The 12,983-nt window shown below is 33.2% G+C and carries 16 protein-coding genes and 1 other annotated feature; of the genes, 2 read left to right on the top strand and 14 right to left on the bottom strand.

The genetic code is table 11. The features are described 5' to 3' along the window. Positions 1-386 precede the first annotated feature (386 nt). The 12 genes from rpsR to trpE form a co-directional block, all read right to left on the bottom strand. Positions 387-635 carry a 30S ribosomal protein S18 gene (gene rpsR / locus EI71_RS07430; protein ID WP_119016624.1) on the bottom strand — a complete coding sequence of 83 codons (249 nt, stop codon included), beginning with the start codon at positions 633-635 and terminating at the stop codon, positions 387-389. A 23-nt stretch (positions 636-658) separates the two neighbouring features. Next, positions 659-1,147 carry a single-stranded DNA-binding protein gene (locus EI71_RS07425; RefSeq protein WP_119016623.1) on the bottom strand — a complete coding sequence of 163 codons (489 nt, stop codon included), beginning with the start codon at positions 1,145-1,147 and terminating at the stop codon, positions 659-661. A 15-nt stretch (positions 1,148-1,162) separates the two neighbouring features. Beyond that, positions 1,163-1,450: a 30S ribosomal protein S6 gene (rpsF, locus tag EI71_RS07420; RefSeq protein ID WP_119016622.1), complete on the bottom strand. Its 288-nt coding sequence runs from the start codon at positions 1,448-1,450 to the stop codon at positions 1,163-1,165. A 174-nt stretch (positions 1,451-1,624) separates the two neighbouring features. Beyond that, positions 1,625-2,062, bottom strand: coding sequence for a hypothetical protein (locus EI71_RS07415; RefSeq protein ID WP_119016621.1), 438 nt, complete (start codon positions 2,060-2,062; stop codon positions 1,625-1,627). Between the two features lie 48 nt (positions 2,063-2,110). Continuing rightward, positions 2,111-2,878, bottom strand: coding sequence for a TatD family hydrolase (locus EI71_RS07410; protein WP_162849866.1), 768 nt, complete (start codon positions 2,876-2,878; stop codon positions 2,111-2,113). A gap of 45 nt (positions 2,879-2,923) precedes the next feature. Then, complete coding sequence (trpA, locus tag EI71_RS07405) at positions 2,924-3,697, bottom strand: tryptophan synthase subunit alpha (protein WP_119016619.1); 774 nt, start codon at positions 3,695-3,697, stop codon at positions 2,924-2,926. Further along, complete coding sequence (trpB, locus tag EI71_RS07400; RefSeq protein ID WP_119016618.1) at positions 3,690-4,874, bottom strand: tryptophan synthase subunit beta; 1,185 nt, start codon at positions 4,872-4,874, stop codon at positions 3,690-3,692. The genes trpA and trpB overlap by 8 nt, the downstream gene beginning before the upstream one ends. Continuing rightward, positions 4,871-5,431, bottom strand: coding sequence for a phosphoribosylanthranilate isomerase (locus EI71_RS07395; protein WP_162849865.1), 561 nt, complete (start codon positions 5,429-5,431; stop codon positions 4,871-4,873). The genes trpB and EI71_RS07395 overlap by 4 nt, the downstream gene beginning before the upstream one ends. Next, complete coding sequence (trpC, locus tag EI71_RS07390) at positions 5,421-6,197, bottom strand: indole-3-glycerol phosphate synthase TrpC (protein ID WP_119016616.1); 777 nt, start codon at positions 6,195-6,197, stop codon at positions 5,421-5,423. The genes EI71_RS07395 and trpC overlap by 11 nt, the downstream gene beginning before the upstream one ends. Continuing rightward, complete coding sequence (gene trpD / locus EI71_RS07385; protein WP_211321074.1) at positions 6,184-7,197, bottom strand: anthranilate phosphoribosyltransferase; 1,014 nt, start codon at positions 7,195-7,197, stop codon at positions 6,184-6,186. Before trpD ends, trpC begins: the two co-directional genes overlap by 14 nt. Then, positions 7,194-7,760, bottom strand: coding sequence for an anthranilate synthase component II (locus EI71_RS07380; RefSeq protein ID WP_162849864.1), 567 nt, complete (start codon positions 7,758-7,760; stop codon positions 7,194-7,196). The genes trpD and EI71_RS07380 overlap by 4 nt, the downstream gene beginning before the upstream one ends. A gap of 1 nt (position 7,761) precedes the next feature. Continuing rightward, complete coding sequence (gene trpE / locus EI71_RS07375) at positions 7,762-9,210, bottom strand: anthranilate synthase component I (protein WP_119016614.1); 1,449 nt, start codon at positions 9,208-9,210, stop codon at positions 7,762-7,764. 35 nt (positions 9,211-9,245) lie between these two features. Beyond that, positions 9,246-9,478 (bottom strand) — a binding site (T-box leader). 121 nt (positions 9,479-9,599) lie between these two features. On the opposite strand from trpE, the gene EI71_RS07370 reads away from it, so the two are divergent. Then, positions 9,600-10,427, top strand: a complete 828-nt coding sequence (locus EI71_RS07370; protein WP_119016613.1) for a lysophospholipid acyltransferase family protein — start codon at positions 9,600-9,602, stop codon at positions 10,425-10,427. Positions 10,428-10,525: 98 nt separating this feature from the next. Then, positions 10,526-11,107: a large conductance mechanosensitive channel protein MscL gene (locus tag EI71_RS07365; RefSeq protein ID WP_119016612.1), complete on the top strand. Its 582-nt coding sequence runs from the start codon at positions 10,526-10,528 to the stop codon at positions 11,105-11,107. 45 nt (positions 11,108-11,152) lie between these two features. Here EI71_RS07365 and EI71_RS07360 read toward each other — a convergent pair whose 3' ends face one another. Together EI71_RS07360 and tuf are read right to left on the bottom strand one after the other, a co-directional pair. Then, complete coding sequence (locus EI71_RS07360; protein WP_119016611.1) at positions 11,153-11,599, bottom strand: hypothetical protein; 447 nt, start codon at positions 11,597-11,599, stop codon at positions 11,153-11,155. Between the two features lie 115 nt (positions 11,600-11,714). Further along, positions 11,715-12,899, bottom strand: coding sequence for an elongation factor Tu (gene tuf, locus EI71_RS07355; protein WP_119016610.1), 1,185 nt, complete (start codon positions 12,897-12,899; stop codon positions 11,715-11,717). Between the last annotated feature and the right edge of the window lie 84 nt (positions 12,900-12,983).

The following is a 12,983-nucleotide window of genomic DNA, read 5'->3' as shown; positions in this document are numbered from 1 at the left end:
ACCTCAGCTGACTCCCTAACTATTCGCTTTTTATCGCACGTATATAATACGCGTTAGGGCCTCCCGGGGTAATTCACTAATCTTTCATCCCACAACCTCTTGATTTACTGTTTTGGTTTTACGTTTACCATTAGGACTTCAGTTTGATTTGCAACCTTATCCACTTACCATTTAGCCTCATCAAGTTTCTGTTCGTAGGCTCAAGGATTTTGCTACACCTCTTCCTTCACCCATAGGATTACTCCTAACGGCTTGAGGTTCGCTACACTTGGCGGTAAATACCCGTGACTGGACTTTCACCAGTAAGATTAGTGCCATGCCCGGCACACAAATAAAAGACCCTGTCATAATTGACAAGGTCATTTCATTTATTAGCTATTATGGAATTAGTCCTTTACGAATGGTAATAAAGCCATATGACGAGCACGCTTAATAGCGATAGCTAGCTTTCTCTGATATTTAGCAGATGTACCAGTTGCACGACGAGGTAAGATTTTGCCTCTATCTGTAACGAACTTCTTTAATAATTCAACATCCTTAAAATCAATGTGCTCAATCTTGTTCTTTGTAAAGTAGCATTCCTTTTTACGACCACGACGCTGACCGTCACGATCATTTCTACGATTCTGCTGCATGTAATATTTCCTCCTTCATAATTTTATAGCCAAGGCAATGTATCGCTATCATCATCTAAACCAAAGCTGTTTGGAGCTTCCTCATGAGTAGCGTTTGCTGGCTGCTGTGGCTTTTGACCATAGCCTGGGTTGTTATATCCCTGATACTGATTTTGCTGTGGCTGAGAGAAATTTGCCTGAGGAGCCTGATTAGGATCTCTTGGTGTCATGTTCTCAACATTTTCAACTACAACCTCAGTAACATAACGAGTCTGGCCATCTTGACCCTGGTAGGATCTAGATTGAATTCTACCTGCGATAGCTAGCATATTTCCTTTATGAACATAACGACTCATAAAGTCTGCCTGCTGGCCCCAAGCAACACAGTTAATAAAATCTGCTTGTCTAGTGCCATCTTGGTTTCTAACTTGTCTATCTACAGCGATAGAAAAAGATAATGTTGCCATACCGTTTGGAGTATAACGTAATTCTGGGTCTTTTGTGATTCTTCCTGTTAAAATAACTTTATTCATAGGATTCACCTCAAATTATTCGCCATCTACAACAACGATGTGACGAATGATCTGCTCGCTATAACCAGCAAGACGATTAAATTCGTTAACAGCTTCCTTAGTAGCTTCTACTAACATCCAAACATAATAACCCTTCTTATTATGCTCGATTTCGTAAGCAAGCTCTCTAAAGCCCCATTCCTTTACCTCTAAAACATTTGAACCATTGTTAGTAAAAATGTTCTTAGCTGCTTCTACCTCAGCCTTAATTGCCTCTGCATCTAAATTAGAGCGAAGAATGTACATAACTTCATACTTTTTCATTTTTGTCAACCTCCTTATGGACTTAGTGGCCCAGCATAGTTGTTCTGGGCAAGGGCATTCCGTACGAATGCTTTTCCATTTTATCACAAGGTTTTATAAAATACAAGATTTTTTTCAACATGAAAAAAGAAAAAGAGATAGATATAAATATCTATCCCTCATAGTTTAAACTTATTATTCTTCAGATGCCTGATTGCCTTTTAAAGAATCATTTTTGATTCCTTCAAATACGCCCTTAGCACCAAGTATTAAAATCACTAAAGAGCATACTCCTATGATAACAGGAACAAAGTATCCAGTAATTAGCTTATAATCTCTTGCAAGCAATACTGTTGTTGAAGCAAGAATGAAGATTCCTGTAAATAAGCCAAATACATCTCTTAAGAAATTGAAAATTGCTTTTTCGTTGCATAATGCCAAAACGGTAAATACAAATGCTGGGAAAATAAATACCAATCCAATCACAGGTAATCCTGTACTTGAAGTAGCACCCATAATATTATTTAAAGCAGTCACGGTTTCATCTGGTGATTTAATACATGGAATTAACAAATATACAAATTGCATAACTAGCATTAAGATGTATAAAATACCAATAAAAATCTTTTTCATTTCTATAACCTCCTTTGCCTACTATCTTATTCTTTTTTTAATAACTTGTCAAATTTCACTAATTTTAAACAACCTTACAGCATTAGCTGTAGTTATATTTTCAACCTCTTCTTTTGAAATACCTCTTAAGGATGCAATCTCATCTCTAACATAAGAAACATAGCTAGATTCATTTCTTTTTCCTCTCATTGGAGTTGGGGCTAAATATGGGCAATCTGTTTCAATTAATAAGTGGTCTAAAGGAACCGCCTTTGCAACCTCTTTAGGCTCCTTTGCATTCTTAAATGTAACAGGACCACCTAAAGAAATATACATACCAAGCTTAACATAATCTAGTGCCATTTCCTTAGACCCACTATAGCAATGCATTACACCCTTTAGCTTTCCATTATAGGATGCAATAATATCATAAGTGTCCTTAGCTGCATCTCTGGAATGAACTATAATAGGTAAATCTCGTTTTATGGCATATTCACATTGTAAACGGAATAATTTCTTTTGTTCTTCCTTATAAGTTATATCCCAATGATAATCTAGTCCACATTCTCCTATCGCATATATTTTATTTGTTTCAGCAAATGCTTTAAAAAACTCAAAATCCTTTAAATAATCTAAAGTTGCTTCGCTAGGATGTAATCCTGCAGAAGGATAAAAGAAAGGATATTTTAAAGCTAATTCTTGCGCTTTTTTATTTGTATCATGGGAAAAGCCTACAATAATCATTTTAGAAACGCCAGAATCGATTGCTCTTTTTATACATTCTTCTCTATCATTATCAAATTCTTCATCAAATAGATGACAATGTGTATCTATCATAAAACCACCCTCGGTAGGGATTATACCATGAATTTCATAAAATTATTAGTTCTTAGCAGCTAAAACCATTCTTTTACAGAAATCATATACATAAGGTGAAGCATCAGAACCATACTTTTCAATAATATTTACTATTGCAGAACCAACAATAGCACCATCTGAAATCTTAACCATCTTTGATACTGCTTCTTCATTAGAAATACCAAAGCCAATCGCAATAGGAGTATCTGTATACTTCCTTATTTCTTTTACAATGGATTCTAAATCTGTTTTTATTTCACTTCTAACTCCAGTTACACCTAAGCTAGAAACTAAATAAATAAAGCCTTCTGCAGATTCTGCAATTTGTTTAATTCTTTGTTTTGATGTTGGAGCAATCATAGATATAACCACTTGGTTATATTTTTTAGCAACCATACTTACTTCTTCATGCTCTTCATATGGTAAATCTGGAATAATAATTCCAAGCATTCCAATCTCTTCTGCCTTTTTAAAGAATTTATCATATCCATAAGAAAATACAGGATTTAAATAAGTCATAAACACAAAGGGATAAGAAGGATATTTCACTCTTATTCTTTTCACCATATCAAAAACCATATCCGTTGTAGTATTAGCCTTTAATGCTCTCATATCGGCATTAAAGATTGTTTTTCCTTCTGCAATTGGATCTGAAAAAGGAATACCAATTTCAATTAAAGAAACGCCAGCTTCAATCATTTTATATATAAATTCTTCTGTAGAAGAAATATTAGGGTCTCCTGCAGTAATGAATCCAATAAATGCTTTTTCTTTGAAAATATCTTTAAAATTATTCATCGATTTCTACCCCCAAATATCTAGCAATAGATGCACAATCCTTATCTCCTCTACCAGATAAGGTTATAACAATAATCTTATCCTTAGCCATAGTTGGTGCAACCTTAAGTGCATAAGCAACTGCATGGGCAGATTCGATTGCAGGAATAATACCTTCTAATTTCGATAGCTTTAAAAATGCATTTACAGCCTCATCATCTGTTATAGGTACATATTTAGCTCTACCAATAGAATTCCAATATGCATGCTCAGGACCAATGCCTGGATAATCTAGACCAGCTGAAATAGAATATACCTCATCAATTTGGCCATATTCATTTTGGCAAAATAAAGATTTCATTCCATGAAATACGCCAAGCTTACCAGTAGTAATCGTTGCTGCAGTTTTGTTTGTATCAATACCCTTACCTGCAGCCTCACATCCAACTAATTCAACTTCCTTATCATGAATGAATTCATAGAAGGAGCCTGCCGCATTTGATCCACCACCAACACAAGCAATTACCATATCTGGTAATCTTCCTTCTTCTTCTAATATTTGTTCCTTAACTTCTTTTCCTATAATACTTTGGAAATCTCTAACCATTGTTGGGAATGGATGTGGTCCCATAACTGATCCTAATACATATAATGTATCATCCATTCGTTTACTCCATTCCATCATTGCTGCATTAACCGCATCCTTTAAAACCTTAGTACCAGTTTTTACAGGATGAACCTTAGCTCCAAGAAGCTCCATACGAAATACATTTAAAGCCTGTCTTTTTGTATCCTCTTCTCCCATAAATATTTCACATTCAAGTCCAAGTAAGGCAGCTCCAGTCGCTGTTGCAACACCATGCTGTCCCGCACCAGTTTCTGCAATAACCCTAGTTTTTCCCATTCTTTTAGCTAATAATAATTGTCCTAATACATTATTAATCTTATGGCTACCTGTATGGTTTAAATCTTCTCTTTTTAAATATATTTTTGCTCCACCTAATTCTTCTGTTAGCTTTTTCGCATAATACAATCTTGATGGACGATTTGCATATTCTTTTAATAGCTTATGGAATTCCTCAAGGAATTCCTTATCATTTTTATATTTGTTATAAGCATCTTCTGTTTCTTTAACTGCATTCATTAATGTTTCAGGGATATACTGCCCGCCAAAAATACCAAACTTTATATCACTCATAATCTTACCCTCCTTATAAATTCTTCCATTTTGGAAAAATCTTTAAAACCATTTACTTCAACTCCACTAGAAGTATCTATACAATAAGCACTCAATTTTTTAAATTCAAATACATTATCTATATTGATTCCTCCTGCGATAAAGAATGGCTTTTTTATATCAATATCTTTATAATCAAATACCTCTCCAGAACCAGGATTTTTACCATCATATAATACATAATCTGCATATTCACTTATGCGATATACATTAATAATAGGTACATCTACCTTTTCTTTTAATTCTTTAATATATTCATCACTTTCATTTCCATGAAGCTGAATCATATCTATTATTTTTTTATCTACTGCTTCAATGATATATTCCATTGGTTGATTAATATAAACGCCAACCGCTTTTATATCTTTATCTAGCATATTCTTTAATTCATATGCTAAATCATATGAAATTTGCCTTTTAAAGCCTTCTGCGAAGATAAAGCCTATATAATCTGGCTTTAAGATATTTGCGTATAAAATATCCTCTTTTCTTCTCATTCCGCATATTTTAACTTTCATAAATAAATTCCTTTAGTGTTTCTTTAATATTATTTGATTTCATTAAAGCCTCACCAATTAAAACCCCATTAGATAATGCTAATTTAGCATTTTTAATATCCTCTTTATTTCTTATACCAGATTCTGAAATCATAATTAAATTTGGATATTTTTCTCTCATTCTTAAGGATAAGGAATAATCCATAGAAAAATCCTTTAAATTACGATTATTCACACCAATAACTAAAGCATTAGCAGCTATTGCCCTTTTGATTTCTTCTTCATTATGTGTTTCAACTAATATAGATAAGCCTAAAGAATGAGCTAGCTCAATATATTCTTTTAATTCTTTATCCTTAAGTATTGCAACAATTAATAAAATGACATCAGCACCTAATACCTTAGATTCATATATCTGATAAGGATCAATAATAAAATCTTTTCTTAATACAGGAATAGATACATTCTTTTTTATATTTAATAAGTACTCATCACTACCTAAAAAGTAATATGGCTCTGTTAAACAAGATATTACATCCGCACCAGATTCCTCATATTCTTTAGCGATTTCTAAATAATTAAAATCACTCTTTATAATTCCTTTAGAAGGAGAAGCCTTCTTACATTCACATATGAATATAAATTTCTTTTCTTTTAATAAATCATAAAATCTATATTCCTTTTTCTCATGAAAATCTATTTTTTCTATTAACTTTTCTAAAGGAGTCTCTTCCTTTATTTTTTTATATCTTTCTTTTACAGATTCAACAATTTCATCTAATATCATTAGTAGCCTCACGGAATTCTTCTAGCTTCTTTAATACAAGCTTAGAATCAATTACATTTTCTGCTTCTTTAATAGCTATATCTAAAGGCTTACCTGTATATACATGAATTGCACAAGCGGCATTTAATACAACAGCATCTCTTTTAGGCCCTTTAACTCCATTAAAGATATCTAGTGCAATATCTTTGTTTACTGTAGGATCTCCACCAACAATATCTTGGTGAGAGCTTAGAGAAATACCATAATCCCTTGGGTCTATTTCGTATTCAAGAATAGGATTATTTCCTTCAAATTCAGCAACATAGGTCTTAGCTGAAATAGAAACCTCATCTACAATATCCTCTCCAAATACAACCATTGCATGTTTTAATCCTCTTTTTTGTAAAACCTCAGCAACAGGTCTTACTAATTCCTTTTTATATACTCCAAGTACCATATGGGAAGCATTCATAGGATTAATTAAAGGTCCCATGATATTATAAATAGTTTTAATTCCTAAAGCCTTACGAATAGGACCTACAAAACGCATAGCCTGGTGATATACAGGGGCAAACATAAATACAATTCCAGCCTTATCTAATACTTCCTTTGCGAAGTGGCTTGCAAAATCAAATTTAATACCTAATGCCTCATAAAAGTCTGCAGAACCACATTTCGAAGATACACTTCTATTTCCATGCTTTGCAACCTTTACTCCAGCTGCAGCAGCGACTAATGCTGATGTTGAGGAAATATTAAACGAAAAAGATCTATCTCCACCTGTACCTACAATATCTAATACATCATAGCCAGGGTCAATAATTTGAGCAACCTCTAGCATTGCCTTAACTGCACCTACTATCTCTTCAGGCTTTTCGCCTTTAATAGATAATGCGGTTAGGAATGCACCTGTCATTGCAGGCTCAACCTCATTTTTCATTATTTTAAGAATTGCATCATACATTTCTTCTCTATCTAAATCTTTACCTTCAATTAACTTTTGTAAATAAACCTTCATCATAATTTCATTCCTCCAAAAAAGTTTTCTAATATCTGCATTCCATCTGGTGTAAGAATAGATTCTGGATGAAACTGAACACCATAAATGGGATATTTGATATGCTCTACTGCCATAATTTCATTATCACTATTTTTAGCAGTAATTCTTAAATCACTAGATTTTCCCTTACCAATTAAAGAGTGGTATCTACCAACTAATAGCTTATTGTTTAATCCTTTAAATAATTTACTTTCTGTATCACAATCTATATAATCATCTTTCCCGTGATATATTTCTTTCGCATTTGTAATTTCAAGACCAAAGACCTCACATATCGCTTGATGTCCAAGACAAACACCTAAGATAGGAATATCATGAATTTCTTTTAATATATCCTCTATAATACCAGCATCCTTAGGTATTCCAGGACCAGGAGATAATATAATATGGCTAGGATTCTTTTTTCTTATTTCCGATACAGTAATACAATCATTTTTATATACTTCAATATCTGGATTTATTGTGCCAATAAATTGATATAGATTATAAGAAAATGAATCATAATTATCGATTAATATAACCATTTTATTTTCCTCCTATTGCTTCTAATGTTTTAAATGTTGCCATTGCTTTATTTTCCGTTTCTAAATACTCTGCCTTACTGATAGAATCCATTACAATTCCTCCACCAGCCTGTAAATAGACATCTTCATTCTTTTTAATTATTGTTCTTATTACAATACACATATTCATATTGTCTGTAAAATCAATATATCCTAAAGCACCACCATATATGCCTCTTCTTTCCTTTTCTAGGCTATCTATAATTTGACAAGCTCTTAATTTAGGAGCACCAGATAATGTTCCTGCAGGTAAAATTGATTCCAGCGCATCTACACTTGTTTTGTTATCCTTAATCTCTCCTACAACTGTAGATGCAATATGCATCACATGACTAAATCTTAAAATCTTCATATATTCTAAGACTTTAACAGATCCAAACTTAGATACTCTACCAATATCATTTCTACCTAAATCTACAAGCATGTTGTGCTCTGCAAGCTCTTTTTTATCCTTAAGTAATTCCTTTTCTAGCATTTCATCTTCTAATGCCGTTTTTCCTCTTGGTCTTGTACCTGCAATAGGATATGTCATAACTAAATTATTTTCTTTTGAGCATAATGTTTCAGGAGATGCACCTGCGACTTCAAGTCCATCATCAAATGTCATATAATACATATAAGGTGATGGATTAATACTTCTTAAATTTCTATACGCTTCAAATAAGCTTCCTTCCATCTTTCCTTTAAATCTTCTTGAGAATACGGCTTGGAATATATCACCATCATAAATATGCTTTTTTATCTTTGAAAGCTTTTCTTCATATTCCTTTTCATCATCAATAGATTTAGGCTTTTCTATAATCTTAATTTTTTCTTCTTTTAAATTAGGACTCTTTTTTAATAGCTTCTTTATTTCTTCTATAGTATTTAGAGCTTCTAAATAATTTTGTTCTACATGAGTTCCTGTTTTAATATTTACGATGATGATAATCTTTTGTTTAAATGCATCAAAACAAATAACCTTATCATACATATATAATTCAAAATCTTTAAATCCTGCGACATCTTTACTTTTAAGCTCTAATTTAGGCTCAAAGTATTTATATGAATCATAAGCGAAATATCCAACAAGACCTCCACAAAATGGTGGTAAGCCTTTAATTTTAGGTGCTCTGTATTTTTTTAATAAATTCTTTATTTCATCTAAAGGCTTGGAAGAATAATAGGAATTTCCTGAAATATTTACCATATTATCCTTAGCTGATATAGTTAATACTGGGTTATAGCCTAAATAAGAATATCTAGAGAATTTAGAGGTATCTACAGATTCTAGTAAGTAAAATCTATCACTAATCTCTTTAATATTTCTTAAAGCATTTAATGGTGTTGTGAAATCAGAAAATATCTCATCATATACTGGAACAATGTCATAGTCCTTATATTTTTTTACTTCTTCTAGTGTAACTTTCATATAAATCCTCCTTAAAATAAAAAAAGCTCGTCCTACTATAGGACAAGCATAAAAACCTGCGGTACCACCTAAATTGCTTAAAATTATTAAGCCACTCTATCGAATGCCATCACATTCTAGTTCTGTAACGGGAACTCCCGGCTTAGACTACTACATTTCATCTTCGCCCTCTTTGGCCCACTTTCAACTCCGCTTAATGTAAGGCTTCCACCAACCCCTACTCTCTATAAATGCGCTAATTGACTAACTTCCAAATCAACGGTTTCTTAAATTCTATACTACATTTTTAAAAACGTCAAGACAAAATATATAATTTTGTATAATAAAATACGATTTTTAATAGATTAATCTTATTCAAAATATGATAAAATGAATAAAAGGGTGATTATATGAAAAAAAGATTGGTAGATTTTGACCCCATGTCAAAAAAACATCCATATCCTATGGATACTGCATCTCACTATTTAAAATTTAAAAAATTAAAGGATATAAAAATAGATAAAAACTATCCATTTATTAATAAAAAGAAAAGCTTTTTATTTGTTTCATCCTTCCTAAGACTTATATTAGTTACTATAGGCTATTTATTAGTTAAAATAAGACTTGGATTTAAAGTCATTGGAAAGGAGAATATAAAAAATAATAAGAAGCTTTTAAAAGAAGGTGCCATATCTATTTGTAATCATATACATATGTGGGATTTTATGGCAGTAAACTATGCCATAGATCCATTTAACCCTAAAGTCTTAGTGTGGGAGAATAATGTTAAAGGAGATTTAAGCTGGTGGGTAAATCATATAGGTGGTATTCCTATTCCAGAAAATGATCCTTCTGCTTCTAAGGTAATGTATAAAGAAACAAAGAAGTTTTTAGAGGATGGCGGATGGCTACATGTATATGCAGAAGGCTCCATGTGGGAATTATATCGCTATATTAGACCTTTTAAAACGGGAGTTGCTCAACTTGCATATATGGCAAATAAGCCTATTCTTCCTATGGCATTTTCTTATAGAAGGCCTAGCTTTATAAGAAGAAAGATATTTAAACAAGAAGCTTTATTAACTATAAATATAGGATCTCCGATAATACCAGATATGAATCATAAGGATAAATATGAGTTAACAAAAAAATGCCATATGGAGGTTGTTAAACTTGCAGGTATAAAGAAGAATATTTATGATTCTATTTATAATAATAGTAAAAAAATAGATTATTAAAATTTTTATCACTTTATGACTTTAAGCTTATTGAAATAAAGAAAGAAACAATGGTATAATATAATTACAAAATTTTTAAAAGGAGATATAAAAAGAAAATGAAAAAGTTTTTCGGTGAATTTAAGACATTTATCGCTCGTGGTAATGTTCTTGATATGGCTGTCGGTGTTGTAATCGGTGGTGCATTCAGTGCAATCGTTACTGCATTAGTAAACATTTTACTAAGTGTTTGTACTTGGGCTGTTCCAGGTGGTTTAAAAGGCTTAGTAACAATTTTACCTGCAGCAAACGAAGCACAAAAGGGTGTTGCAGGAATTGGGCAGTCCTTCAAGGCTTCTGAGATTGTAGAAGCTACAAAGGCTTTTGCTGCAAATCAGGGAGCAACTATTGACGTATCTGATGCATCATTCCCTACATGGCAGAATGCTTTACTTACTAAGTATACTCTACATGGTACAACTTACACTTACAATATGTCAGCTGTAATTGACTGGGGTACATTCATCAACGCTATTATTTCATTCTTAATTGTTGCATTCGTATTATTCTTAATCGTTAAGGCATTCAATAAGATGAGAGAGGCTCAGGAAAAGGCTAAGGCTAAGGCAAAAGAAAAGTTAGCTTCTAAGATGGAAGCTAAGGGTGCTGAAGCTGCTGATCAGACTCCTGAAGAAGCTTAATAGAAAAGAAACAAAGTCGTGAAATTCACGACTTTTTCTTTTGCTCTATAACAATACTGTTTGATATATCTTTTGAATCAATTCTTCGTCTGTTCCTTCAAAATCCCCAAAATTCATATGGACACCTTCCATCCATGCGCATAACTGGAAATATTTGCCAAATAATGGGTCATTACCATCCTCTAGAGTATAATACTGATACAAATCCATATTAAAGGAATATGCAAGAATTATTTTATGACATAAGGTAGGTTCCATAAAATAATTAGGTAAGGTTAAAACAATAAATTCTACCTGTTCAATTTGATAAGTGTTTACCTTATAATCTTCAACACGGAAAGGGCATGCTTCCTTTTGTGTTTCATAGGATGCTAAATAAAAATCATAAAGATATTCTTCTTTTTCTGTTACAAGCTTTGTGATTACCTTTATTGGGTCTTTATAGTAGACCTTTGGAAATAAAATGTGCTCTGTATAATATCTAGGGTTCATAATATCCCCTCCTCGTGTAATTATTATTGTACACTATATTCTAGAAAGTCGCAAGAAAACAGGAAAAAAAGGAATCCAAAACCCTTTGGATTCCTAATTTTTTATTTTGAATTAATTATTCAAGAATTTCAACTACAGAACCAGCACCAACTGTTCTACCACCCTCACGGATAGAGAACTTAGTACCCTGCTCCATAGCAATGTGGTGAATTAATTCAACAGTCATAACTGTATTGTCACCAGGCATTACCATTTCAGTACCAGCAGCTAAAGTGATTACACCTGTAACGTCTGTTGTACGGAAATAGAACTGAGGACGATAGTTAGAGAAGAATGGTGTATGACGACCACCCTCGTCCTTGCTTAATACGTAAACCTGAGCAGTGAACTTAGAATGAGGAGTTACGCTCTTTGGCTTAGCTAATACCTGACCACGTTGTACCTGATCACGGTTGATACCTCTTAATAATACACCGATGTTGTCACCAGCTTCAGCATAGTCAAGAAGCTTACGGAACATTTCAACACCTGTAACTACAGAAGTCTGAGTATCCTTGATACCAACGATTTCAACAGTGTCACCAACCTTAACAGAACCACGCTCAACACGTCCAGTAACTACTGTACCACGACCTGTGATTGTGAATACGTCTTCGATAGGCATTAAGAAAGGCTTAGCGTTGTCACGTTCAGGAGTAGGAATGTACTCATCAACAGTGTTCATTAACTCTTCAACCTTAGCAACCCACTTTGGATCTCCATTTAGTGCACCAAGTGCAGAACCACGGATAACTGGAATGTCATCTCCTGGGAAGCCATACTCGCTTAATAATTCACGAGTTTCCATTTCAACTAAGTCGATTAACTCTTCGTCATCAACCATATCACACTTATTTAAGAATACTACAATGTAAGGTACACCTACCTGACGAGCAAGTAAGATGTGCTCACGAGTCTGAGCCATAGGACCATCTGTTGCAGCGATAACTAAGATAGAACCATCCATCTGAGCAGCACCAGTGATCATGTTCTTAACGTAGTCGGCATGACCTGGGCAGTCAACGTGAGCATAGTGTCTCTTTTCAGTCTCATACTCAACGTGAGCAGTATTGATAGTAATACCTCTTTCTCTTTCCTCTGGAGCAGCGTCGATAGAACCATAATCCTTTGCCTGTGCTAAGCCCTTCTTAGAAAGAACTGTAGTAATAGCAGCAGTTAAAGTAGTTTTACCATGGTCAACGTGTCCGATTGTACCAATATTTACATGTGGTTTAGTACGGTTAAATTTTTCCTTTGCCATTTTAAATTTTCTCCTTTAATGTATGTTTTTATTTTCAAAATTTACCGATATATATTTTACCCTAATCGGCTAGGGTTTTCAAGT

It is taken from the genome of Anaeroplasma bactoclasticum (assembly GCF_003550015.1).
GTDB lineage: Bacteria > Bacillota_I > Bacilli_A > Acholeplasmatales > Anaeroplasmataceae > Anaeroplasma > Anaeroplasma bactoclasticum.
The sequence above is the reverse complement of the archived record's forward strand: the minus strand, read 5'-3'. Positions and strand labels throughout refer to the sequence as shown.

What these genes read in the sequence shown, in the direction of transcription:
- rpsR (WP_119016624.1), bottom strand. Translation starts at nt 635, where the DNA reads ATGCAGCAGAATCGTAGAAATGATCGTGACGGTCAGCGTCGTGGTCGT.
- EI71_RS07425 (WP_119016623.1), bottom strand. Translation starts at nt 1,147, where the DNA reads ATGAATAAAGTTATTTTAACAGGAAGAATCACAAAAGACCCAGAATTA.
- rpsF (WP_119016622.1), bottom strand. Translation starts at nt 1,450, where the DNA reads ATGAAAAAGTATGAAGTTATGTACATTCTTCGCTCTAATTTAGATGCA.
- EI71_RS07415 (WP_119016621.1), bottom strand. Translation starts at nt 2,062, where the DNA reads ATGAAAAAGATTTTTATTGGTATTTTATACATCTTAATGCTAGTTATG.
- EI71_RS07410 (WP_162849866.1), bottom strand. Translation starts at nt 2,878, where the DNA reads ATGATAGATACACATTGTCATCTATTTGATGAAGAATTTGATAATGAT.
- trpA (WP_119016619.1), bottom strand. Translation starts at nt 3,697, where the DNA reads ATGAATAATTTTAAAGATATTTTCAAAGAAAAAGCATTTATTGGATTC.
- trpB (WP_119016618.1), bottom strand. Translation starts at nt 4,874, where the DNA reads ATGAGTGATATAAAGTTTGGTATTTTTGGCGGGCAGTATATCCCTGAA.
- EI71_RS07395 (WP_162849865.1), bottom strand. Translation starts at nt 5,431, where the DNA reads ATGAAAGTTAAAATATGCGGAATGAGAAGAAAAGAGGATATTTTATAC.
- trpC (WP_119016616.1), bottom strand. Translation starts at nt 6,197, where the DNA reads ATGATATTAGATGAAATTGTTGAATCTGTAAAAGAAAGATATAAAAAA.
- trpD (WP_211321074.1), bottom strand. Translation starts at nt 7,197, where the DNA reads ATGATGAAGGTTTATTTACAAAAGTTAATTGAAGGTAAAGATTTAGAT.
- EI71_RS07380 (WP_162849864.1), bottom strand. Translation starts at nt 7,760, where the DNA reads ATGGTTATATTAATCGATAATTATGATTCATTTTCTTATAATCTATAT.
- trpE (WP_119016614.1), bottom strand. Translation starts at nt 9,210, where the DNA reads ATGAAAGTTACACTAGAAGAAGTAAAAAAATATAAGGACTATGACATT.
- EI71_RS07370 (WP_119016613.1), top strand. Translation starts at nt 9,600, where the DNA reads ATGAAAAAAAGATTGGTAGATTTTGACCCCATGTCAAAAAAACATCCA.
- EI71_RS07365 (WP_119016612.1), top strand. Translation starts at nt 10,526, where the DNA reads ATGAAAAAGTTTTTCGGTGAATTTAAGACATTTATCGCTCGTGGTAAT.
- EI71_RS07360 (WP_119016611.1), bottom strand. Translation starts at nt 11,599, where the DNA reads ATGAACCCTAGATATTATACAGAGCACATTTTATTTCCAAAGGTCTAC.
- tuf (WP_119016610.1), bottom strand. Translation starts at nt 12,899, where the DNA reads ATGGCAAAGGAAAAATTTAACCGTACTAAACCACATGTAAATATTGGT.